Origin of the sequence: Celeribacter naphthalenivorans (genome assembly GCF_020524585.1) — a bacterium.
Classification (GTDB): Bacteria; Pseudomonadota; Alphaproteobacteria; order Rhodobacterales; family Rhodobacteraceae; genus Celeribacter; species Celeribacter naphthalenivorans.
The window spans coordinates 1-1,158 of sequence record NZ_JAIVLK010000025.1 but is presented as its reverse complement, the minus strand read 5'-3'; the positions used below and the strand labels follow the sequence as shown (position 1 = coordinate 1,158).

The following is a 1,158-nucleotide window of genomic DNA, read 5'->3' as shown; positions in this document are numbered from 1 at the left end:
AGTCAAGATGTTTCCGGCTATGCAGTTTCGATTTTTTCATTAGGTGTTTTGCTATGTTTATTTTTCGCAATTTTCCTTTGGCTTGAATTGCTCGGATAAACGGCGCGTGTTCGAATTTTGTTCGTAATTTTTCGCAAAGATGTTTCGTGTTGCGCGTGCATGCATTGTTAGACATATGGCGCTTCCGTTCTTCTTGCCATGTCGCACAGTTCAGATTTTACCTATTCCGTCCCGTGAAAATCTAATGATGCGACGGCCTGTGCCGTTCGGATGAATCATGGAGGGTGCTACTTTGGCACGAAGGTATACGACTGAGCTTGTTTCTCTGTACAATCAGGCTCTTGATGCGGTGGAGCGGCGCGATAAATTTAACTTGGGAGCAGCTCCGGTTCTGACCGGATATGTGCCTGTAAAGGTGCCAACGGGTCGGATCTTCATGTTTGGAAATGCCACCGACCACCCACTCTTGGGGAATACGTTGATCTCCACATCTGATCTCGTATGGCTCGACCATGATGCCAAAATCGCACGCACGGTGTCGCGTTTTTACCGGGTTGAGGCAAAAGCAGATTTTCCAAAAGGAAGCATCGTAGCGGCAGGATATCTTTGGGGGCGCGTTCTTGGTGACGAAGAGTTGCAATGCATGCTGCGAGATAACGCAGATCGATTTCGAAAACTGATGAATTGATACGCAGACTCTCCGACGTCTCCTGAATTGAGGAAAATTTCCGGCTTAATTTTCTTCTCATTATTGTTTGGGGCAGGTGGCGTCAGTGCCCTTGCGCCATATGCTATTTATCTAAGATATGGAGCCCCAATTGAGCATCCGTATGACACAAATCGTCCGATTGATCGAAGCCACGGTGCCGCACTTTGCGGCAGAGGAGCAAATTATAAGTTGGAGTGGAGAGGAGTTTGGAGGGCAAATCAGAGTCGTGGTTTCTATCGAGAAGGAAGTTCGAGAGTTCGTGCGATTTAGAAGCTTTGATATCCAAAATCATGTCCTGAATTTAGGCAGATACCGACCATCGAGTCCTTGGCTGCTTTATCGTAAGCATCTGAAGCCATTGGAGGTATTTGAGCACTTCAGCATCGACAGAAATTTTGGTCTCTTCAACTCCGATGCTCAATTCCGCAGTGAGTGGGTTTATTCCAATA

General features: G+C 46.8%; 2 protein-coding genes. Both read left to right on the top strand.

The features are described from left to right. Window positions 1–277 precede the first annotated feature (277 nt). Entirely contained in the window at window positions 278–688 is a 411-nt protein-coding gene (locus LC094_RS21515; RefSeq protein WP_226554848.1) for a DUF6634 family protein, read from the top strand. 130 nt (window positions 689–818) lie between these two features. After that, window positions 819–1,158, top strand: a 340-nt coding sequence (locus LC094_RS21510; protein WP_226554847.1) for a hypothetical protein, incomplete at its 3' end; no start/stop codon positions are given.

What these genes read in the sequence shown, in the direction of transcription:
- LC094_RS21515 (WP_226554848.1), top strand. Translation starts at nt 278, where the DNA reads ATGGAGGGTGCTACTTTGGCACGAAGGTATACGACTGAGCTTGTTTCT.